At 57.3% G+C, this 19868-nt stretch carries 27 protein-coding genes and 2 pseudogenes; 10 read left to right on the forward strand and 19 right to left on the reverse strand.

The features are described from left to right. Positions 1-126: 126 nt before the first annotated feature. Positions 127-297: pseudogene (locus tag D3D01_RS24710) on the forward strand (radical SAM domain-containing protein); the annotation flags it as partial. A gap of 201 nt (positions 298-498) precedes the next feature. Here the strand turns inward: D3D01_RS24710 and D3D01_RS21115 are convergent. Next, positions 499-984, reverse strand: coding sequence for a histidine kinase (locus tag D3D01_RS21115; protein WP_121513644.1), 486 nt, complete (start codon positions 982-984; stop codon positions 499-501). A gap of 1181 nt (positions 985-2165) precedes the next feature. Next, on the reverse strand, positions 2166-2309 hold the full coding sequence (locus D3D01_RS23825; RefSeq protein WP_158600536.1) for a hypothetical protein: 144 nt from the start codon (positions 2307-2309) through the stop codon (positions 2166-2168). Between the two features lie 946 nt (positions 2310-3255). Here D3D01_RS23825 and D3D01_RS21125 point away from each other — a divergent pair. Both D3D01_RS21125 and D3D01_RS21130 read left to right on the forward strand, forming a co-directional pair. Beyond that, positions 3256-4122 (forward strand): ParA family protein, encoded by an 867-nt coding sequence (locus D3D01_RS21125; RefSeq protein ID WP_121513646.1) that lies wholly within the window; start codon positions 3256-3258, stop codon positions 4120-4122. Beyond that, the gene (locus D3D01_RS21130; protein ID WP_121513647.1) at positions 4115-4501 is read left to right on the forward strand and encodes a hypothetical protein; all 387 of its coding nucleotides are present in this window, start codon (positions 4115-4117) and stop codon (positions 4499-4501) included. Before D3D01_RS21125 ends, D3D01_RS21130 begins: the two co-directional genes overlap by 8 nt. 535 nt (positions 4502-5036) lie before the next feature. Here the strand turns inward: D3D01_RS21130 and D3D01_RS21140 are convergent. The 3 genes from D3D01_RS21140 to D3D01_RS21150 form a co-directional block, all read right to left on the reverse strand. After that, the gene (locus D3D01_RS21140) at positions 5037-5393 is read right to left on the reverse strand and encodes a helix-turn-helix transcriptional regulator (protein ID WP_121513648.1); all 357 of its coding nucleotides are present in this window, start codon (positions 5391-5393) and stop codon (positions 5037-5039) included. A gap of 269 nt (positions 5394-5662) precedes the next feature. Continuing rightward, positions 5663-5881, reverse strand: a complete 219-nt coding sequence (locus D3D01_RS21145; RefSeq protein WP_233563554.1) for a HalOD1 output domain-containing protein — start codon at positions 5879-5881, stop codon at positions 5663-5665. 226 nt (positions 5882-6107) lie between these two features. Next, positions 6108-6914, reverse strand: a complete 807-nt coding sequence (locus tag D3D01_RS21150; protein WP_121513650.1) for a TrmB family transcriptional regulator — start codon at positions 6912-6914, stop codon at positions 6108-6110. Positions 6915-7206: 292 nt separating this feature from the next. On the opposite strand from D3D01_RS21150, the gene D3D01_RS21155 reads away from it, so the two are divergent. Then, on the forward strand, positions 7207-8037 hold the full coding sequence (locus D3D01_RS21155) for a TrmB family transcriptional regulator (protein WP_199725554.1): 831 nt from the start codon (positions 7207-7209) through the stop codon (positions 8035-8037). A 263-nt stretch (positions 8038-8300) separates the two neighbouring features. Here the strand turns inward: D3D01_RS21155 and D3D01_RS21165 are convergent, their stop codons facing one another. The 7 genes from D3D01_RS21165 to D3D01_RS21195 all read right to left on the reverse strand — a co-directional run bounded on the left by D3D01_RS21165 (position 8301) and on the right by D3D01_RS21195 (position 11708). After that, entirely contained in the window at positions 8301-8981 is a 681-nt protein-coding gene (locus D3D01_RS21165; RefSeq protein WP_121513651.1) for a hypothetical protein, read from the reverse strand. Further along, on the reverse strand, positions 8981-9244 hold the full coding sequence (locus tag D3D01_RS21170) for a hypothetical protein (RefSeq protein WP_233563556.1): 264 nt from the start codon (positions 9242-9244) through the stop codon (positions 8981-8983). Before D3D01_RS21170 ends, D3D01_RS21165 begins: the two co-directional genes overlap by 1 nt. A 314-nt stretch (positions 9245-9558) precedes the next feature. After that, the gene (locus tag D3D01_RS21175) at positions 9559-9897 is read right to left on the reverse strand and encodes a type II toxin-antitoxin system PemK/MazF family toxin (protein ID WP_121513653.1); all 339 of its coding nucleotides are present in this window, start codon (positions 9895-9897) and stop codon (positions 9559-9561) included. Beyond that, on the reverse strand, positions 9897-10256 hold the full coding sequence (locus tag D3D01_RS21180) for a helix-turn-helix domain-containing protein (protein WP_121513654.1): 360 nt from the start codon (positions 10254-10256) through the stop codon (positions 9897-9899). The genes D3D01_RS21175 and D3D01_RS21180 overlap by 1 nt, the downstream gene beginning before the upstream one ends. A gap of 125 nt (positions 10257-10381) precedes the next feature. Then, positions 10382-10789 carry a hypothetical protein gene (locus tag D3D01_RS21185; protein ID WP_121513655.1) on the reverse strand — a complete coding sequence of 136 codons (408 nt, stop codon included), beginning with the start codon at positions 10787-10789 and terminating at the stop codon, positions 10382-10384. A 191-nt stretch (positions 10790-10980) separates the two neighbouring features. Further along, positions 10981-11385, reverse strand: coding sequence for a transcriptional regulator (locus D3D01_RS21190; protein WP_121513656.1), 405 nt, complete (start codon positions 11383-11385; stop codon positions 10981-10983). Positions 11386-11414: 29 nt separating this feature from the next. After that, on the reverse strand, positions 11415-11708 hold the full coding sequence (locus tag D3D01_RS21195) for a DUF6516 family protein (RefSeq protein WP_004966070.1): 294 nt from the start codon (positions 11706-11708) through the stop codon (positions 11415-11417). 188 nt (positions 11709-11896) lie between these two features. On the opposite strand from D3D01_RS21195, the gene D3D01_RS21200 reads away from it, so the two are divergent. Both D3D01_RS21200 and D3D01_RS21205 read left to right on the forward strand, forming a co-directional pair. Continuing rightward, a complete protein-coding gene (locus D3D01_RS21200) occupies positions 11897-12496 on the forward strand; it encodes a site-specific integrase (RefSeq protein WP_121513657.1) in 600 nt (199 codons plus the stop codon). Then, complete coding sequence (locus D3D01_RS21205; protein WP_121513658.1) at positions 12493-12912, forward strand: hypothetical protein; 420 nt, start codon at positions 12493-12495, stop codon at positions 12910-12912. Before D3D01_RS21200 ends, D3D01_RS21205 begins: the two co-directional genes overlap by 4 nt. Positions 12913-12971: 59 nt before the next feature. Here D3D01_RS21205 and D3D01_RS21210 read toward each other — a convergent pair whose 3' ends face one another. From D3D01_RS21210 to tnpA, 3 genes are read right to left on the reverse strand one after another with little or no spacing between them, the layout of a single operon-like run. Further along, the gene (locus D3D01_RS21210) at positions 12972-13226 is read right to left on the reverse strand and encodes a hypothetical protein (RefSeq protein ID WP_121513659.1); all 255 of its coding nucleotides are present in this window, start codon (positions 13224-13226) and stop codon (positions 12972-12974) included. A 4-nt stretch (positions 13227-13230) separates the two neighbouring features. Continuing rightward, the gene (locus D3D01_RS21215) at positions 13231-14385 is read right to left on the reverse strand and encodes an RNA-guided endonuclease TnpB family protein (protein WP_121513660.1); all 1155 of its coding nucleotides are present in this window, start codon (positions 14383-14385) and stop codon (positions 13231-13233) included. A gap of 2 nt (positions 14386-14387) precedes the next feature. Beyond that, the gene (gene tnpA / locus D3D01_RS21220; protein WP_121513661.1) at positions 14388-14777 is read right to left on the reverse strand and encodes an IS200/IS605 family transposase; all 390 of its coding nucleotides are present in this window, start codon (positions 14775-14777) and stop codon (positions 14388-14390) included. 305 nt (positions 14778-15082) lie between these two features. On the opposite strand from tnpA, the gene D3D01_RS21225 reads away from it, so the two are divergent. Beyond that, positions 15083-15424 carry a helix-turn-helix domain-containing protein gene (locus D3D01_RS21225; protein ID WP_199725556.1) on the forward strand — a complete coding sequence of 114 codons (342 nt, stop codon included), beginning with the start codon at positions 15083-15085 and terminating at the stop codon, positions 15422-15424. A gap of 103 nt (positions 15425-15527) precedes the next feature. Here D3D01_RS21225 and D3D01_RS21230 read toward each other — a convergent pair whose 3' ends face one another. From D3D01_RS21230 to D3D01_RS21240, 3 genes and pseudogenes are all read right to left on the reverse strand, one after another. Further along, positions 15528-15932: a transcriptional regulator gene (locus tag D3D01_RS21230; protein ID WP_121513663.1), complete on the reverse strand. Its 405-nt coding sequence runs from the start codon at positions 15930-15932 to the stop codon at positions 15528-15530. A 23-nt stretch (positions 15933-15955) separates the two neighbouring features. Next, a pseudogene (locus D3D01_RS21235) lies at positions 15956-16260 on the reverse strand (DUF6516 family protein). Between the two features lie 88 nt (positions 16261-16348). Then, positions 16349-16717: a helix-turn-helix transcriptional regulator gene (locus D3D01_RS21240; RefSeq protein ID WP_011222247.1), complete on the reverse strand. Its 369-nt coding sequence runs from the start codon at positions 16715-16717 to the stop codon at positions 16349-16351. Positions 16718-17292: 575 nt separating this feature from the next. Here D3D01_RS21240 and D3D01_RS24370 point away from each other — a divergent pair. After that, on the forward strand, positions 17293-17454 hold the full coding sequence (locus D3D01_RS24370; protein WP_199725562.1) for a hypothetical protein: 162 nt from the start codon (positions 17293-17295) through the stop codon (positions 17452-17454). Beyond that, a complete protein-coding gene (locus D3D01_RS21245) occupies positions 17454-18941 on the forward strand; it encodes a hypothetical protein (RefSeq protein ID WP_233563560.1) in 1488 nt (495 codons plus the stop codon). Before D3D01_RS24370 ends, D3D01_RS21245 begins: the two co-directional genes overlap by 1 nt. 57 nt (positions 18942-18998) lie before the next feature. On the opposite strand, the gene D3D01_RS21250 is transcribed toward D3D01_RS21245, so the two are convergent. Beyond that, a complete protein-coding gene (locus D3D01_RS21250; RefSeq protein WP_121513665.1) occupies positions 18999-19346 on the reverse strand; it encodes a hypothetical protein in 348 nt (115 codons plus the stop codon). 149 nt (positions 19347-19495) lie between these two features. Between D3D01_RS21250 and D3D01_RS21255 the strand changes: the two genes are divergently transcribed. Then, positions 19496-19753, forward strand: coding sequence for a hypothetical protein (locus tag D3D01_RS21255; protein WP_121513666.1), 258 nt, complete (start codon positions 19496-19498; stop codon positions 19751-19753). Positions 19754-19868 lie beyond the last annotated feature (115 nt).

A 19868-nucleotide genomic window follows, 5' to 3' on the forward strand; every position in this document is an offset into this window, starting at 1 on the left:
AATTCGGTCAACAACTACCGAGTCCGGTGGAGAGTACACACTTCCCACCGGGTTCCTCAACCGGGTAGTTGCGACGATATCTAATCAGCAGACAGCGACAGAATTCTCCACTAAACTAGAACGGATGCCTGGCCAGACGATGAGCTGGTGCGCTCGACGAGCGGCCAACTGCGGTCGAAACTCACGGCGATGCAAGAGGCTGTCTCTCCAGAGTCGTTCTCCGAACGTGATATAGATGCCTCACCTGAGCAGTCAAAGTTAGCCCGGGACGGCGAGTCTATAGAGCATCTCATCTGACTGCCTATCAGGCACCGCGTCAGGGTCCAGCGGGTTGATGTCGGAGCCGACACCGTCGCAAGCCGACTATCAGCACGTCGCGGCGACAGTGTAGCTACCTCCCAATTCGGCCCATCGTTTGTTACCCAAGTAGCTCCTGAAACCACTGCTCAGTAAGCGTGCAAAAGGACACTGCTCTGGAGAAGAGCGAGTAACAGAGACTCAGCGCAGGTAGTGGTAACTCACCCCAAGAACGAGCCCAAACACGAGGTGTGTCAGCAGGCCCATCACGGCGAGGTTCGGCAACGGCGGAGGGTTGGGGAAGCCGACGGCCGACAGCCACAACGGCATGACGACGCCGGCGGCAACGATCCAGAGGACCGCGCCGTACCCGAGACCAAAACCGACAACGCCGCCGACTGACTCCCCGACGGTTGCCAGTCGAGGTTGTGTCAGCGCCGCAGCGAAGACGACGCCGAACACCGCGCTGATCGACATGTGAACGGCCCAGCCAACGAGCCCGCTGGACAGGCCGACCAGTGCTGGGATCGCGTTCTCGATGACAGGCGGCATCAACAGCGAAAACAGCACGCCCATCACGAGTCCGCCGATGAGTCCCGCTTCCACGCCGTGTTGCCACGACTGGCCGTCTCGTACTGCTTTGGTCTGTTCGATGCCCTGCGTTCCCCGCGGTGTTTCTTGTGCCATTTGAACCACGAAATCTTAATCGTGGCCAACCGGCATAAGGCGTGTAGATCGTTCAAAACCGCACCTCGTGCCATCGTCCAGATTACCGAGTATAGTCTGGCCAATGCGATTCCGACAGTACTCAATTACTGCACCTGTCGCGGATGTCGAAACGTGTCATTTCCGCACGGTAGGTTCAGCATCCTGTGGTTGACCCGGAAAAAGGGGGTATTCTGTGCCGAGTATCATGGACTGAGCGGTTACGTTGGTCTCTAATTGTGATCGGGTTTACTGACTATGCGCCCTGTATTCAGTAGCTGGTGTCTGATAGATTTGATAGATGTTTCTCCTGATCCAGATACGTCCTTGGCCAGTACTGACTGTCCCGCACACGAATTACTCACCCAAGGCCCCCACTCTTCTTGGGCGTTGACGGCGACGGTGTGAAACAGTGGGTCGCTAACCAACAAGCGAGGAATACCGCCCACAGCTGGTGGGGAGCCAACTCTCAATACGGCTTCTGACCATCGCAACTCGATTGGACACGCGAAACAACTGGTCAGTCCGAGTCCTCACTCACCGTGGACAGCACAGTATGGGCAGTGTTCGTTGACGACGCTCTCATACAACCGCTCGCAATTGGGGCATCGCAGTGTGTTGCCCGGCATTGTCAGGACGACGAACGGCCTATTTAAATCCTTTATTCATTAACTGCTCTAAGACGAGTAGGATTACATGCCCAACTCCAATGGGGGGCTGTGTGGGCGAACAGGCGGACTCTGGTCTCTGCTTCACGGTCACAGTCCAGTGTCCGCCTGTCCACTTCGGCTGGGAATGGGAACCAACGCCATGAGTTCTGAATCGTAGCGTTTGTCAGAGGCACCCTTTTTCCCAAGTCTCGCTACTCAGTGACAGGCGATAAACTCTGCTTTATTTCATATAATCAAAACAGCCAATGGATTGGCTACGAAGCTGGAAGCAGTTCAGTCCTAATCGACTGCTCACAATGACCTCTATACTACCAGATGCTACCGGAACCATTGAGCTATGACATCCCGGCGGCTAACCAACGCTAGCCCATGATATGCCGAAGTGTTGGTTAGCACCTTCTTGGAATTACAAGCTTCTGTTGGTGAGTGAGAGTGAACTCCAGCATGAGTCTGCAACGCGTTCTCTACCCATCGGAGTTACTGACAAGGACATCAATCGTCGCCAAGTGCCTCCACCGCGTTTTGTAGTGCCTCAAGACTCTGCTCAAGCGCTTGGGAAACGTCGGATTGGTCCACCTCTTCCTTGGCAAGTGAAATCTGTTTACGCGCCTCTTGTAGTCTGTTTTTTACTTTCATTGGTGAATATTCCCGCCTGCCACCATTAATAGTACGGGATGAATCCACATGGGTTCTGTTGAAACTGACCACTGCAGAGTGGCTGACGTACTGAAACGCTGCTTAGCAACTTTCACGACGGAACCAAGTGCGGTTGGCCCATATTGAACGACGCACTCAGTCTAGCGATTGGAGAAGGAATTTGAGTGCTTTGTGGGGGCGTCCGGAGTCGTGTAGTTTCTCAGCCTTGTCTGCGATTTTATCTGGGGGTGCGTCTGAAGACACGAGGTCTTCGACAACTCTGGCAACCTCTTGTTCATCTGAAGTCCATTCGGATCGGGCTACTTTATTGTCTGAATTCTGATCGTTTTCCATGCCACTGTCCCACATAAAATTGTAAACCACATCTTGATAAATTTGATCCATGATATGAGTACCAGACTATTCCGCTCGTGAACTATTATAAACTCATCAGCAACCGGTAGGTACAGTTGTAATCCTTAATTTCACTTTCCGATGTTTTCAACCAGACGCTCGGCAAGCACTTATTACCGACGCCGGTTGAGTTTTGAAGGAACACTGTCACGCGCTCCTTCCATCCCTCCCATGCCTGATGACACGCGAAGTCTCGGTCGCTGTCCAAACTGCGATGAGCGCATCACGACTGCGTGGGTGCTGGTTGAATACGAGCGAGACGATGGGACAGATAGAATCTGGGCGGAGTGTCCGGCGTGTGAAGACGTCGTTGCGCCAGACTAGTGCTACTCTTCTAAGTCGTCAGTTCAGCGAGTCCCAATAGGGGTTCATCGACGGTGTCAGTCAGGTCTGTGGCGGTGAGCTCGGACCGCCAGCCACACCGAACCCTCTCCTATAGATAATCCTATAGGGTTAGCTATACCCCTTTCTCAACAGGTGTCTGACGTAGATTTATGCCTACAGAGTATCCTATAGGAACTACTATAGCCACATGACAGAGACACTACGCGCCGCCGCGTTCCTCGATAAGGGCGGCACTGGGAAGACAACCACAACGGCCCATCTCGGCGTCGCACTTAGCGAACAGGGCCACGAGGTCCTTCTGATTGACCTCGCTGGCAAACAAGGCGACCTCGCGAAGCACTTCGGCGTCTGGGGGCAGTACCGAGATCAAATCGACGCTGATGAGGCGTGGCCGAACATCAGCACGGTCTTCGACGATGCCTGGGACACCATCGCCGGGAAGCTCGGTGACGACGCAGTCGCTGATCTGGTCATCGCCACCGACGAAGGACCGGACCTCATCCCCGCCCACCCAGGGCTGGACACACTGGATGCCGAACTTGGGAACATCGACGATGCTCGCGAGCGCTACAGTCGACTCGAACAGTTCCTCGACGAGTACGTCGACCCGCTCTCGTACGATGTCGTTCTTATCGACCTGCCGGGTATGACCAACAACGTCTCCTACAACGGCCTCTGGGCGGCACGGCACGTCATCACGCCGGTCGAGATGGGGCCGTTTGAAGCTGAGCAGGCAAACGCGCTTCGCGAGGATCTCGAGAAAATCGCGGAGAACTTTGCAGTCGGCATCGACCTCTCGCTGGTTCTCCCGAACAAGGTCGACACGAGAACGAATCTCGCTGAGGAGTATCTCGAGTCGTTCCAAGAAGCGTATCCTGACGCGATTGCGCCGGCCTACGTCCCGTACTCACAGGATATCCGCAATGCTGCCGAGAGTGGCGAGACGGCCTTCGCGATAGCCGAACCATCGACCACAGCCGGGCGGGCTCGTGATGCCTATCTGGACGCCGCTAGCGCGCTGGTCGAACAGCTGGAAGGTGAGACCGATGAGTGACGACCCCGACCTCGAGGACCTCAAAGCACAGACCTCGCAGGGCGACCGGCTGGACTCCGCAGCGAAAGAGATGGACCGACAGGACCTCGTCCACGATATTGTCGACGAGCTCGAGGCGATTGACGCCGGCGACCAGCAGAAAACTGTCAGTGTGTGGGATGGCCAGCTCGCCGCGTTCATTCGTGCGCTCGAAGCCAACCCGGAACATCTGGATGCGGTCGGCAACGGCCTCCAGGAACAACTCGATATCGAGGAGACCGAAATTGATCGAAGCTCGGTGCTTCGGTTTGCGCTGCGGGTGGGCTTTCAGGAGGCAGCCCCAGAGCAGTTCGAAGCCGTCCGCGAGGCGGTGCGAAAGCAAGCGACGAAAGGCCTATAGCGTTTCCTATAGGAAATACTGTAGCATTTGCTGTATAATATCCTATAGTGATTGCTGTAGGCCATCGAGAGGGTTCATATATCCAGATATGGTTTATCCACCGAAGGACCCAGCAGAAGTTGAGACTGGCCATCTCAATGCAGACGGTTTTGAGATCAATATGTTCCAGAGTGAGCCAATTCCACCTCGAATCCTCTGTGTGCTTTGAGGACCCGGGTTAACGGCACGGGTTTCCGTTATGTCAGTGAAGTATCTAGTCCATGTTCGTGCCAGCTGATGTCCCGACTGGACATGGTGGGACTACTCATAAACAACTCAGAACAGCGGATGACGACCAAGACAGCACTAGAGCTGTTGACCTACCAGCAGCGACGACAGGTCCTCCGCCGGATGGCTGACACACCCGACGGGACGCCTGTCGACCAGCTCACACAGCACCTGCGAGGGGAGGATTCACTGCAGTCCGATGGCAACGGTTCTGTGAACCGCCTCGGGGTCAAGCCCCGAGGCACTCGGCCTGCTCCGTCTGTAGAACCTACGGCCAGTCTTCAGGCAATTCGTCCTGATGGTCGTGCATCAATTTGAGAAGCGGCTCAATCTCCTCGAACCGAGGGCCGCGTGTGATAGTTCCGGAATCACGATCCCAGTCGATGAAACCTGCGTCGGCCAGTTTTGGGAGATGTACGTGGTGAAGTCCCGTCTTTACATGTTCGAGCGCGTCGCCATCGTCACCGTGCTCTTCCGCGACTGCCTCCGATGTGATGTCGGCCTCGTCCTGCGGGTTCTGTTGGGCAACGGCCAGGAGAATGCGACGCCGGTACTCGTGGCTGAGTATTTCGAACAGTTCATTCAGTGTGCCGCCAGACCCTTCGTTTTTTTCTTTGCTCGACATTTGTAGATGGCTCTTGTTGCGAAACGCGTCACTTGGTGATGCGTTCCGCACAACCGTTGCGCGAAGAGAAATGGATGACTGCGAACGGGTACTCCCGTTTCAAGCAGCCCTCACCGGTGGGCTAAACGCACAGTGTGTGCTGTGTTCCGTACTATGGATAGAGTCCCCAGAGGAATAGGGTTGTGGGTGTTTTGATATCATAGCCGAGTTAATGTAATGTAGTTCCCACAAAACTACCACACCAATCGATCACTCGGTAGTTGTGGGTATCACTCCGATTCCCGAGAGTGCCCATCGACTCGGACTTCGATGCTGCCGTCCCCGGTCACTGAGACGTCAGTATCGGCGTACTGGAATGAGACTGCGACTGACGACGACTGGCCATCAAATAGCGCATTGAGTGCATCGGCTTCGATCGTCTCCTGTAACGGTGGCAGGCCAGTCGTTTCCCGGTTGGTAGCCGCCGCAACTGCTCCGACGATCGCCACACTGGGGCGGCCCGATTTTCTCCAGTTATGACGAACCGTAGTGGAGCTTGGATCTGTGCTTTCGGGGTGGTCGGTCGGATCCGAGTCACCTCCCTCATCTCTATCGTCGTGCATTTTCCATCACCGGTTGTCGTTAGACGAAGTAACAGCGGAGGAAACCGCCGTGGCTTCAGTTTCCATCCCTACGATCCGGACCTTGATAGCATTGTTGTGAGAATCTGAGTGACTATTCATTGGTCGACTCGCGATTGTTGTCGAGCTGCCAGGTGAACAGCGCTTTCAGCACAACGACGAGGCTGTTCGTCTGACCCGTGCCCCAGATGGCGGTTTCGTCACGAGGTTCAGGTGGGTGTTCACCATTGCCGTCGACGAGCACACTCACGAGCGTCTTTTCTTGGTCCACCATGAGGAGGCGGCCAGCAGGCGTATCCGACCAGTTCCACACCGATTCGAACAGTTGCGCGTCAGGAACGTCCTCTTCGAGTCGGGATTCGACGGATTGTGACATCTCTGCGAGCCGAATCGAGACCCCACGGTCGCTGACGGTCGAGAGACATTCAGCGATCTCGTCGGTCAGTAGCTCCTCAGCAGTCATATACACGACCTCATCATCCGCGACCGAGATGAAATCCACCACGCGTTCGGTCACGGTGTCCCGGCCGGTTACCGTCCAGACACCCTGTTGTTCAGTGCTGCGAGTCGCTGATGCAAGCTCGTCGAGCGCGTCTGTCAGGACCGTCACGCGGTGGTCGAACTCCTGTTCGAAGTGACGGCCGGCCGTTTCCGTCGAAATGGCCCAATATCGCTGGGGACTCGACTGTTTCACGTCGACGAGACCGCGGTCATAAAGCTCGTCAGCTGCGTCGTAGACACGTGTTCGGGGGACGTCGGCGACTTCGCTCACGTCCTGCGCAGTCCCTTCACCGAGGCTAACGAGTGCGACGAATGTCCGGGCGGCGTAGGTACTGAGGCCGAGCGCTTTGAGCTGTTTGACGGCCGTGGATCGTGCTTGGTCGGATGGGTCGCCGGACATTAACTCGTCACCAATTTCGTGAAAACCACCGTGTATGGTGGTTTCTGACGTGTAGCGACAGAGAGGTTGGGACCAAATCTGTGCCGACACGCCACTCTACCCTCCGTGCTACCCGCACAAAGAAGTATTGTGATTAAGTGAGTGAATAGCTAAAAGGTCCCTATTCTGGAGCGCTCAGAGTACTCAAAAACGAGGTTATCCTGTGATGATTTGGGTTACATCAATGTATCTCGGTGCGACGTACTAAACACCCAGGGCACGAACCAGAAGGTAGCAGTCGAGGTTGGGACCAATGGACGATGTTTCAAATCAAGACCAAGCGATCGAATTGCTCCAGCAACTCGGGCTCAAAGAGTACGAGGCCAAGTCGTTCGTGGCGCTCGCACGTCGCCAGCGTGGGACGGCCAAGGACATCAGCGAGACCTCCGAGGTACCCCGGACGCGCGTCTACGACGCGATTCGCGTCCTGGAATCGAAGGGACTAGTCGAGACCCAGCACTCGAACCCGCAGGTGTTTCGAGCGGTCTCCATCGACGAGGCTGTCAACACCCTCCAGTCGGAGTACGCCGAGCGGACCGAGTCACTCCGGAGCGCCCTGAGCGGACTCGACCCAGCTGACGAGGGAGACTCGACAGAGGCTACCCACGAGGTGTGGTCTATCTCAGGGAATCGGGGCATTACGAGCCGGACACGGCAGTTGATCGAGGGAGCGACAGAGGAGTTGCTCCTCGTGGTCGGCCACAAGAGTATTTTCACCGACCAGCTGGCCGAACAACTACAGTCGGCCCAGGAACGAGGTGTGAACGTCATCATCGGGACGGTCGATGAAGAGCTCCAGGCCACGGTTCAAGATTCCCTCTCTAGTGTCGAAGTGTTCGTCTCGGAATTGGATTGGTTGAGCCGATCACCCCTTCCAGGTGACGATACCGAAATCAGTCGCCTGTTACTGGCCGACCGCGAGGCGATTCTGGTGAGTTCGTTCACCGAAACGGGGGCAGACAGCCGTGAACACGAACAAGGCGTCTTCGGCCGCGGATTCGACAACGGGCTGGTCGCAATCACGCGACGGCTGATGGCGACGGGATTGCTGTCTGTGAACGATCCCGAAGCTGAGGAGACCTGAGTCCCGCTCGTGAGCGTCGGAGAGAACCTCAGATAATAAGCCCAGAACGGCAGACGTGTCCCCGATGGCACCGACTGCCGTCTCTCGGCGCGATGTCTTCCGTTCGATAGCGACAACACAGTATCTTGACTGGCCGGCCTACGACTCGACGCCACTGTACGACCAGCGTTCACTGACGGCAGCCATTGAGGATTTCCGGACCGTCTCTGGAATCTGGTTCGGGCACCCCGCTCACGACTCGGTCGGGGGTCCGTCTGTCAGGGTCAGCGTTCGAGAGTGGCTTCCACAACGCCGTCGAAGCCACACCGTGGACACGTGATCGACAGTCCGTCGACGGCACCCACCGCTCCACCCTGGACAGTCCCGTGGCAGATTGCTTTTGAACACGACGGACACGTGACCGACTCGAGCGCGACGGGTTTCTCGTGGCGCAGACAGTCCTTGCAGCCCGAGTACGTGGGCCGGACGGTGTTGGAGCGGACAATCCGATACGAAGTCCCGTGATTGCCGCCACCACAGGCCGGCCGCGCTTCGCCGAAGGCAGCTGCCTGTGGGTCCGGGAAATGGTAGCGGTCTGCGCCGCCGGTCACGACCACCCACGGGATGTCCTGTGTGAGTATCTCGACATCGTGAACGTCGAACACCTGCCCCTCCTCAGTCCAGTCCTCGGTCGCAAGGACATGCAACGACGCTGTATAGCGGTCCGGATACGCGACGAGTTCTAGCCCGAACACCGACGCGCCACAGGACAGTCGGCACACGCGCTTGGACTCACGAGCGTCGCTCGGGTCGTCGATGGACCGGTCGACGACATCCGTAACATCCCAGGTTCGAGAGTCACCGTTGACGACGAGGACATCACCCGCCTCGATGCGCTGGAGTGTCTCGACAAGCGCCGAGTCCACGCCAGCGTCGACGGGCGCAGTTGCGTCGGTCGCGCCCATCAGTCGTCACCGGGCACCGTGTCGGGATGGGCGTTCCAGAGCCGGCGGGCGGGACCGTTCTTCGGTGGCGTTTCGTAGCCGATACCGTGGCGGTCGAGCACGCGGTAGATGGAGCGCTTCGAGACGTCGTGTGCGGTAGCGAGGTCGACCACGGTGAAGCCAGCCGCGAGGGCCGCTTCGAGATACGGTGCCGACGTGTAGGCGTCTGGCGAGAACTCATCCAGGTCGAGTGCGGCGACGAGGGCGGCCTGGTGGTCGTGCATCGTGGGCTGTGAATCGGGGGTCGTCATAGCCGTATATGTCAAGTTGACTAGCTACTGTTCCTAGAGTGTTTCGGCGAAGCCGGGTCGAATGAGCACCACCGAAATAGCGGCAAGAAATGCAGTCATCCATCCCCTCCCCCCTTCACTCAATTTTAATACCCGCGCGTGTGGGGGCACAATTGGGAGTCAGCAGTTCGAAGCCGCTACCGACCGATTCTGAGACCGCCCATATATTCGACTACTGAGAATAGTGAGCAAGCATCGGACAAGTGTTGTAGCGGGTTCGAATCCGCACCGGTATCCGACAGTAAGAGTCAGGTGTCGGGTGTCGGTGTGTATCGATGAAGTTCCGTCACAGCGTCGGCGACGAGCGACGGGACAAGCGTCCCTTGCTGGCGGTCAAAGTCGCGGTGCTTGATCGTCGTCGTATACCACGGCGAAATGTAGGCATCTGCGTCTGAACCGCCCTCGAGCCATGCGTCGTCTGGGACGGCGATTGCGCCGGAGTGCTGCTGGGTTGTCATCGCGAGGGCGATACATTCCGTGTGTGCGAACGGATGCGAGATGTCGCTGACGATGACCCACGGTCGGTACGATGGCCCCGATTTGTGTGGCGCAGGCCCCCACCAGACATCACCCTGCTCGTAGGACATCACTCCTGATCTCCGGATTCATCGATACCAGCCCCCCACTCAGCAGGGTCTTCGGAGCCGAGGCGATCAGTCGCTGCGCGGGCCGTGGCCATCGCACTGAGTGTCTTGTCGATGTCCTCGGCGTCGCTGATGGCCCAGTACTCACCACGATGGCGCACGAGGTCACGGTCTTCGAGCCGTGACAAAACCACGCCGACGCTCCCGCGGGCAACATCTGTTGCGTCGTGGATTTCCTTCGGTGTGTACGCTTGCTCTGGGTGGGTCGCGAGGAACGAGAGGATTTCCTCAGCATTCGTCCGGCCGCTCGAACGAAGGTCCTCGCTGGACCCTTTTTCGAAGCGGTCGATGTCAATGGGCATACATCGTAGTTTGTAATCGAGCGTAATAGCTGTAATGGATGTAACGGCACTCAAGATAGCAGAATCTGAGATTGGAATTGGGAGTGCCGATTTTGGAAATAAGATGCTACGGTAGAAAGGTGATTTTACGGCGCAACGGCGGTATCATTGCCGGTATCGAGTCCCTGGAGTGGGACTTCACCAGCAAACTCGAATTCGTCGTACCAGACGGTGGGCCGTTTCGCTCGGCCCTCGTCCGTGAGCTCGATCAGCCCGTAGTCAGCAAGTTCGTGGACGTTCTCAGTCACTTCGGGCGGGTGGCGGTCCACGATGCGTGCGAGTTCGCGAATGCTGTCCGGTTCGTGGTCGACGATCGCCTCTAAGAGTGTCAGATTCGTCGGTCGGAAGAGACGGCCAAACGTCGCGAGACTTTCGATACTCAGTCGAGACGGGTTTGCTTCGACGTCTTCGCCTTCATCAATTGCTGCAAGGGTATCTTCGAGGCCGCTACGGTCGGGTCGCGTCCCAATCGTGATGTGGAGTGTTCGGGTCATGGGTTCGTGTGTGAGTAGGGGGTACTACCAGTCGATGCGTTTCTCGGGCGGGAGTGCAGCGCGCCACGCTTGGTACAGTGGCTGGAGTCCGTCGAACTCGAGTTCGAAGACTTGTCGCATAAGTCGTACTAGTCGTCCCGTTTTTTATTTGAAACCCGGCGGTAGACAAATAGCTGCTACCAGTCTCCAGATCACGCCGGGGCAGTATCTCCCTCAATGGTCTCGCGAAGTGGAAGCTGGATATCGATTTCGTCGTAGGGGACGACTGGTCGCTTTGCTCGCCCCTCGTTGACGAATTCTACGATACCATATTCTTCGAGTCGTTCCAAGTTCTCCGAGACCTGCTTGATGTCTCGGTTGACCAGCCGGGTCGCCTCGCGGATGCTGGCTGGCTCCTCTTGGGCGATTGCTTGGAGCAAGTCAATTGCTCGCGGTGTAAGGACCTGCGCAAGCTGGTCGGTATTTTCAAAGCTCAGACGGCGGGGGGCATCCTCCTCAGGAACGCCGTCACCGAGCGCCTGCTCAAACGCCTCAGCAGTGCGCTGTTGGACAGCACTGATTGATTCAACGGTTACGATGAGCGTATTCTGCGTCATGAGTTGTTGTTTTCCTTGTAGTGGCTCTCTCAATCGCGGATCTGTGCGACCTCGTCCCAGAAGCGCTGTTGAATAGCGCCGTATCCGGGAAACTCGTAGCCGTCATCAAGACCCTCGTCCGTGTGTCGTTCGTGTACTCCGTGGGAGTTGTCGTACCGAATCAGTGTCTCCCCGCCTTCAGTGCCGTAGTGAAGGCGATACTTGATTCCATCTGGGAACTTCTCCGACACCGGCACGGACAGCACACGGACACGGAGAATGGTGCCATCGTCGAAGCGCCGTTCCGTGTCTTCCAACACGCGCACGTCGTCGTCGGGTTCCATCGACGATTGATGTTACACACCACATCATAATAGTCGTTGTGGTGAACCACATCATATCTCTTCCCCTGAGTAACGACTTGTTACATTAGTCGTAACAGACTCTCCGATTTTCACTCGGTACACGGGGTGAGACACCCCATACCTACCAGCCGCTAGATACTTTAGTGACGGAAACTAAAGTAATCGTAATGCGCATCGAAGCGACCGAAGGTAACGAGTACAAAGTATGGTTGAACGACGCTGAGATTGAGGACCTCCGCCGCGCCACCAACAGTCAACGCGACGACCTCATCATTCAGCTCGGTGCGCTCGTCGGCCTGCGTGCCTTCGAGATACCACAGGTCCGACCCGTTGACGTCAAGCAAACTGAGAGCGGTCAGTACCGACTTCGCGTCCAAGCTGGGAAAGACACCAGCGGCAACGGTGGGAAGCCTCGCGATGCCTTCCTCCCCGCCGACGTCGAGCGCGACCTCCAGCGCTTCCAGAACGAACACAACATCGCACCCAAGGACTCCTTTATTGATCTGACCCAGCCCGGCGTCCGTGCTGTGGTTCGACGGACAGCTGCACGAGCTGCCGAGGCGACCGGCGACGAGGACTTCGAGAAGGTGAGTACACACGACCTCCGACGGCGGTTCGCCCAACGACTCCTCGTCGACGAGCAGATGAATCCGCGAGTGGTGATGGCCGTCGGTGGCTGGGACTCTTTCGCCGCGATTGAACCATATCTGAACGCCCCCAGCGAGGACGTCATTGACGAAGCCTTCCAGGAGGTCGAGTCTCTATGACCGACGACGATATCGATCCCGAGGACCCGCGACCGACGGGCCACTACCCACGGTTTGCCGACAACGAATGGCACTACGTTTCGGACGAGCTGGCACAGACGATCTCCCTGGGCCCGGCCGGCGATGGTGGGGAAGGCCAGGACTGGGTGCTCACGTACACACCAGAGAGGCGGGACGAAGACGACCGCGAGAAGGTGCTGGTCCGGCTCACGCCGAGGGCGTTGCACGAGCTCCATATCGAGACAAAGGATCTCTCAGTTGCACAGCGCCAGATGGGCCATCGCGCCGAGTGTGACCTCTGTGGTGAGATGGTCGATCTTGACCGCGCGATACCGAACGCCCGAGGTGAGCCATGCCACAAACGGTGCTGGGCCGAGTACACCGGCGCTCCGGATTGGTTCTCAGACTACCTGTGAACGCTTGACACCGCGTGCGATGACCACTTAGAAGATTCACCGAGAACCCAGATTGGTTGTTACGACCAGTCGTGATCGTCGATTCCCTCGTAGTGTTTCAGGCGACTCTCAATCTCCCAGGCTTCCCAGCCACACTCGTGGTACAAGACATCGGCGAGGCTGTCGAAGTTGCTCTTGTCGAGTTCGATACCACGATTGCCGCGATAGATGATATACGGCTCACTCCGGAGGTCTGCGTAGACCTCGCGCGCTGTTGGATAGTCGTCGCCAATAGCCGAGAGATTCAGCAGAGCGTCCTCTCTGACATCCTCCACACGGCTAAAGCCGTGGGGTTCCCCCACTGGGGGTTGAATCCACGAGTAGCGGGAGGTTCGCAGGTTCGTCGTCACGTTGGACGATGACCTGCGTTTCGGGCTGTGCCAGTACAGCCCCCGCCTCGGACAGCGGTTTCGAGAACTTGCCCAAGGCTCGTTTACCGATATTCAGCGCACCATTCTTGTCTGCGTTGTCGTCCAGCCCACACTCGGGACACTCGAACCGTCCTTGCGTTGCTCGGACGCCCTCACAGGCACAGCGGTTGCACGTCTGCGACGTGTCGTATTCTTCGACCAACTGCACCTCGATACCCGAGTCGTGGGCCTTGTACTCGATGTAGTTGAGCAGACGAGCGAACGGCATCTTGTGGGTCTTGTCGTTGACGTATCGCCCTTTGTCGTTGTCGTTGCGAATCCCACCGAGGTCGCCTACGACGATGACCGCGTTCCGTTCCCTTGCGTCGGCTACGATTTGGCGAGCAATTTTGTGGAGGCAGTCGTCTACCTTCCGTGCTTCGGCGTCCCCGATACGCTCAACTACCTGCTGTCCCTGTCGGGGTTTTGCTTTCCCAATGGACTTGCGGAGTTGCTTGTAGTGTTCGCGGATACGGCGCACTTCTTCGCCGTAGAACGTGGTTTTGCGGTCGGAGAGGAACGCGCAGGTAGCGACCCAGCGGGCACCCATGTCGATAGCCAGCACGTCGTCGTACTCGTCTTGGACAGTCACAGACCGCTTGACGACGAGATGCACGTACCAGTCACCGTCACGGCGCACCAGTTCGCTGTCTCGAAGATTCCCCTCACGGACGAGTTGTGCGTCCTTTCGAGGGACGTGGGCCGGACACCAGATGGAGTTGCCCTGTCCTTGCTCGGGGTTATAGACAGGGACTTTCACCCACCATGACGAGAGAACGGTGTCTTCGTCGTAGGTCACGTCGAACACGTCGTTGCGGAGAACGACGGGCTGTTCGGTATCGGGATTTGGGTCTTTCTGCCGTTGTACTTTCGACGCCTGCTGGTCGGTTGCAGAGTACAGGTCAGCGTCTCCACCGTGTACCTCAGTCTGGAACGCCTCGTACTCACGGGCGAGCAGGTCAGCCTTCCTGTTGGTCAGTGAGTGGAGTTTGACCCGAACCGTGGTTTTGACTGTCCGTTTCATGGCTACTCACCTGCTTGGGCGTCGATGTACTCCTCAATGACTTCGCTGGATACGTCGCCCGCACTTGAGACGAAGTACGAGCGCGTCCACAGCGACGGCAAACCGAAGTCGAACTCGTCCCGAAGTCGGCGCGAGGAGTAGCCCTTGACCTGTTGCATTATCTTGTTCGGGGCAAGCGTCGGGTCGCCTGTGATGAACAAGTGTACGTGGTCGGGGCGAAACGCCAACTCCAGTATCTCCAAGTCAAGTTCGTCGGCTTTCTCCTCGATGAGTTCTTCGAGTCGGTCACGTACTTCGCCCTCAAGCACCGATTTGCGGTACTTCGGACACCAGATGAAGTGGTACTGGAGTTTGTGGACGCTGGTACGTTCCCTGTCGAACCCACGAAGCATCGTCTGTATATAGATACTATTCACCTGAAGATGTTATGCAAACATCCAACCCCAGCCGTGGCTATGAGCGTGGAGAGATTCCCAGTTGTCGGCTTCATCCACACCCGTAAACGGGTGGGCTTTCGCCTCGCTACCGCTGTAATCGGTGTGCCCCATTTGTGTTTGGCAATCATCGTTAGCCAAGAGAGCACATTTCACCGACGGCTTCTCCATAATCGAGCGATGAAGTCACTCGTATATAACACCTGTTAATGGTGATTAACGCTAGTGGAAATCCTTATACACGCGTAGAGCAGTTATCCTGTATGAGCAGTATGGACCACGCGGCCGACCGCGGGGAAAAAAAGAAGCTCCGAAAGGAACACCCCAGCGGATGGCTCTACCTAACGCAGCACAATGCTGTCCCGATTCTCGTCGACGCGTTGCTCGATCTCCCGCCGAACCGTGAGTTCAACAAAACCGAACTCGCAGAGCATGCAGGCGTTACGCGCCAGACGGTCGGCAACTATACCGACCTCTTACTCGAGGTCGAACTCATCGAAGTGGTTCCAGACACGTCCCCACGTCGATACCGAGTTGCGGACAGCGATGTCGTTCGAGAACTCTTCGAACTGAACAGCGCGCTCAACAACGTCGGTAATGAGTAGGACACCCCCTTCGCTCTCGTGTCTGGATATTCGACACTCCTCCCGTAAAGGGTGAACTACTGGCTCAAATCGACCTGTGACCGACGGAGACACCAGCGGAGTGCTATGGCGCAGCAGTACTAGTGGTTCCGTTCGAATCAGTAAATGGGATATCTATTTCGAGACCATCGTAGGCTAACAGTGGCTTCTTCGCTTGGCCTGAGCCGCCGCCTTCGAACTCGATAACGTCGATGGCTGCCAGTTCGGAGAGGTTCCGATGGACCTGCTTGTAGTCACGGTCGACCAGTTCAGCAGCCGCGCTGATACTCGCCGGTTCATGTTCGGAAATCGCCTCCAACAGCTCCAGATTCTTTGGACTGAGGAGACGACTGAGTTCGGCGTACGAGTCGAAGTTCAGCACCGGCTGGGCCTCGTCGAGGTCTGCACCCTCTTGGGCGGCCTTGATTCGGTTACGAGTGCGCTGCTGGATCTGCTTGCTATTTCCGACGGTGACTTTGAGTGTGGCCATGGTGTGTCCCTCCTAGCGGCGTCCTACGCTGACCAACTCCACGAGACAGGCGAGAGTTCGTCAGCCTCCTCCTTGAAGCGGTCGTAGAGCGCCAGCATCCCTGGAAACTCGATATATTCAACACCGTCGTTGCTGTGGCGCTCGTGCCCTTTCGTCCGTTCGTGGGCGTTGTCGTATCGGAGGATTGTGTCCCCGCCGACGTCCCCGAGGTGGAGACTGTAATCCCATCCACATGGGTACGTCTCAGCGTCCGTCTGTCGGATGGTCACAGCAACACATAGCCGTCTTTGACATCCCGCCAGTCTTCGATGGTGGTGTAGGACGCCATCCGCTACCCTATGGTATCAACTCCATAAGAATGAGCCTATGGACCTCTCTACATAGGAAGCGGGTGACGCAAGCCTGGTCGGTGCAAACTACTCCCGACGCTCACTCAACAGTTCATCCGGGAGTTCGTCGACAGCTGCTGTCAGCTCTGCATGGCCTGCCTCAAGCACATCTCGCCCAGTTGGCGTGAGTGCGTATCGGCTCGTCCGCTTGTCCGGTATCAAATCGACCAGCCACCCCCGGTCAACCAGCTTGCTAAGGACGCGATACACCTGTTTGTCTGACACCGAGAGGTGCTGTTCGCCCACCGCATCAATCACTGCTCCGCCCCACATCGCCCAGTCCTCCTGTTCCATCTTACTGATCTCGGCGAGGATGCGTCGCTCAGTTGCCGTCAGTGCGACCCACTCCTCCAGCGCCCCAGCGCCCTCGCCGTCGCTCAGTCGTGACTCACTCATCAATACTCTCTCCAACACGATTGCGACGCGTGCGTTCCCAGCATTGTGAGTGGCCGACAGACTGTGACATCAACACGAACATCAGTACCAGCTGATAGCAGTTGAACATCCTAGTAGATTCCGGCACCGCATGACTGGGACTGATACCATCCCAAACGGAACTATACTCTATTTCTGATATGTAGTACTCGCTGCGGGTGCTGTGAGTGGACGCAGCAGGTCAGTCAATATGCAGAGACTGGGCGGTTGGGGGGTCCCCCCTTCCGTTCCAGTTCCGGAAACGCGCGCGTACCGCTCACCGCAAAAACGTCACAACAGTGTCGTCAATGTCACTACCCAGCCAATATCTCCCCTTTCTGCCACCATCGACTGTACCTGACAGTGTTCGTATATATCCGGTACTGACTACTGCTCACAGTCGAGTCAACGGGCTGTGGCAGCGGGCAGGTCCGCGCGGGTCACCGTAGACGATATGCCGGTGAGGTCCACGGCGTACGCGCTCGAGTTCGTCACACAGACGAGCGCGTGCATGAGAGCCCACGGATTTATTCTAGTCGCCTGTTAACTATTCTGCGATGACCACTGTGGCTCTCAGCACTGCGGTCGCTGGTGACAGGAACAAGCCGGCAGCCAGCTTCGAGCACCACTGCAAGGCACTCGCCGATGAGAGAGGGCCCGCAATAGAATGCCACGAGGCAACTATCGGTACCAGCCAGCCACAGCTGCACACCCACTGATGTTGATAGGCGAAGATCCTGACGGCGACGGCTACACTGTTCGAACACAGCAAGGCCAGCCCATCGTCATCGGTCGACCGGCGCCGAGTCAATACCCGTCTGATGCACACGAAATCCGTCAGCGATTCAATATTCCCGCCTTCGATCCCGAAGCCTTCTATCGACGAACAGGAGCAGCCCTTTCTGGTGTCTATCCGGACATGCTCATCCATATCGAAGATGCAGCTGACGGGCCGGATACCGTCACCAGTCCGAAAGCCAGTCTCACGCTCATTGAGGCCCCGAAAGGCTCCGGGAAGTCCACTGCCATCGACCAGTTTGCCACGTACCAGATGGAACACAACGGCGAGCGAATCGTCCGCAACGGTCGTCAGCAGAGTTCAGACTGGCGTCGACTCCGCGACTGGACAACGCTCTGGTTACCAGAAGGGGTCGATGTCGACGGGCGCTGGATGGAGGCTGTCGACCGCGACGCGCCCACTCCAGAGGGGCTGGTCCGGGCGGTGCGCTACTACACCGACGTGTTCGATCTCATCGAGCAGCTCCAGGACCATCCGAAAGGGACGTTCAATGTCGTCTATCCCGATCCGTTGTTCCGGGGCTGTGAGAGAGCAATGGCCATTCCGGATACGACTACCGAACAGCCGAAGTTCACGCCGCAGGGCGAAGACAAGCCAACGCCGGTTATACACTGGTGGTTTGGGTTCCTCGCCGCCCGGACATTCCGCGGAACGCGGGTGGATGGCGATGGTGACCGAAATTGGATGACCGTCTATCTCGATGAATTCGGAATGCTTGCCCCGGAATCCACGAGTGGTGGCGAAGCGGGCCATTGGACCTACGAGTGTGTCGAGATCATGTCTGACACCGCGAAGGAAATGCGGTCAGCAGGGGTATCGCTCGTCGGCGCAGCCCATCACGAGGAAGACGTCCACAATCACTGGCTCAAGGAGTTTGATTACTGGGTCGAGCTGAGTAATCGCGAGCGCCCGAATCGAACGACGAAGGCAGAAACACCCAAGCCGTTCCGAGGCCTCAAGCAAGATCAGAATCTCTTCGCGTCCCGACCACCGGGCTATGGCCTCTGCTATACCGAAAGTCGGTTTTCCGAGTTCCAGTTTACTGACCTGGGCTATCCACATGAGACACCGGAGTTCCAGTTCCGGCTGAGTGTTCCCGAGTCTGCTGCTGACGATGAGAGCGATGATGCCGTCCGGGTCGCGACCGATGAGGCAGGACAACCCACGATCGTCGAAGAGTATACCGCAGTTGACGGCGCCGTCCATGAGCTGCGTGTCCTCGCACCCGGAAGCGGACTCATCAATATTGGTGGCGATGAACCGGAGATTGTCGAGTCGCTGTCGAGCCCATATCCGGACGGATCGTTCCCAGACAGTCCGCTGCGAGAGACGGCTGAGGGATATGAACTCCTCTTTGAGCGGGCAGCGGGCGAGATCATCGTCGCTGCACGCATCTCTCATCACTGAAACGATGCGACAGTGGCCCAGAATCTGTCGAGGGCCCGGTTCGAAGCGAGTTGAAGGCTATTCGGCGATCAAGGCAGCAAACGCCTCGTCGTCGTGATGGTCGGTGCGTGAGGTCGTCTGTGTGGTGGTCGATTGCTCGCGGAGTTCCTCGAGCGTGACGTGGTCCTCAGTGTCTTCCTCGGACTCTGCCTCGTGGAAGACAGCCTCGACGGGCTCGTCGAGGTCGGGACGGTGCACCAGCGGCGTCCCATCTCGATCGGCGTCGACGGCGGCGCCGTTCGCGATAGCGCCTTGCGTCGCACAGTTCCGGCAGGCATGGACCTCGTCATCATCGTTCCCAAACACACGTGCGTACTGTGCATCAACCGGTTCGCCACAATTCAGGCAGGAGACGGATGTCACCATAGCACGGTATCGGCTGGCACGGCTAGTAAAGCACCAGCCCATTTTGACAGGTGTCAACTAACTGGTGTCAAAATGGGAGTGGTTTTTACGCTCGTCTCCACCGAACAGCAGGAGTGTGGCTATCCACTGGCGATGGCCGTGAAACACTAATGCCAAGCATTAACAAGCTCAATGTCCGCGGCAACTCCGGCATGGTAACGCTTCCAAAAGACGAACTCGATATGTGTGGGCTGCTGGCTGAGGATGGAACCCCCGATACCGAGATTCAATTCCTCGTCAAAATGGAACAGCCCGGCGAGTGGCGGATCTCTGTGCTCGACGAGTCGTGTGTCGACGATTCGTGGTACACTGGCGACACGCCCGAGACCGGTGTCCAAGTCGGTGCCGGTGGCGGTGATCAAGGGTAGCGGTGAGGCACAAGTAGAGGTGAACCGTCGCCCCGGGAGACTCTATTATTGGTTTGAAATTATCGGGAATTGCGCCGTCTGAAGCGCACAGTATGTCCATCATCTACAGACGCAA

Origin of the sequence: Haloarcula sp. Atlit-7R, from assembly GCF_003666065.1 — an archaeon.
Taxonomy (GTDB): domain Archaea; phylum Halobacteriota; class Halobacteria; order Halobacteriales; family Haloarculaceae; genus Haloarcula; species Haloarcula taiwanensis.